Genomic DNA, 809 nt, shown 5'->3' with positions numbered 1-809 from the left:
GAGGTACATTTACTACTTCTTCTGCAATTGCAATTACGGTAAATACACCAGGGAATCAATCTCCTTCGGCCGGCATTATTTCTCCTGCTAATAATACTGCATTTATGGCTCCTGCAAGTGTTACAATCAATGCTGTAGCAGCCGATTCTGATGGAATAATTTCTAAGGTAGAATTCTATAACGGAGCAACTTTATTATCGACTTCAACAACCAGTCCCTATACATACACTTGGGAAAATGTGACTGCAGGAACTTATGCCATAACGGTAAAATCATATGATAACGCAAATGCAACAGCAACATCATCTGTGGTAAACGTAGTAGTTAATAATAATCAAGCTCCGACGGTAAGTGTTACTTCTCCTGTTAATAATGCTGCATTTATTGCTCCTGCAAGTATTACAATCAATGCTGTAGCAGCCGATCCTGACGGAACAATTTCTAAGGTAGAATTCTATAACGGAGTAACTTTATTATCGACTTCAACAACCAGTCCCTATACATACACTTGGGAAAATGTGACTGCAGGAACATATGCTATAACGGTAAAAACCTATGATAACGCAAATGCAACAGCAACATCATCAGTGGTAAACGTAGTGGTTAATAATAATCAATCTCCTTCGGCAGACATTATTTCTCCTGCTAATAATGCTACATTTATTGCCCCTGCAAGTGTTACAATCAATGCTGTAGCAACCGATCCTGACGGAACGATTTCTAAGGTAGAATTCTATAACGGTGCCACTTTATTATCGACTTCAACAAGTAGTCCCTACACATACACCTGGGAAAATGTGACTGCGGGA

The 809-nt window shown here is 39.2% G+C and carries 1 protein-coding gene; it reads left to right on the top strand.

All coding sequences use genetic code 11. The features are described from left to right. Positions 1-809, top strand: an 809-nt coding sequence (locus ACN1CN_RS22785; RefSeq protein WP_419137986.1) for an Ig-like domain-containing protein, incomplete at both ends; no start/stop codon positions are given.

The organism is Flavobacterium sp. T12S277 (assembly GCF_048514875.1).
In the GTDB taxonomy this organism is placed as follows: Bacteria; Bacteroidota; Bacteroidia; order Flavobacteriales; family Flavobacteriaceae; genus Flavobacterium.
Note: the sequence above shows the minus strand (reverse complement) of the source record. Positions and strands in the feature narration are given on the sequence as shown.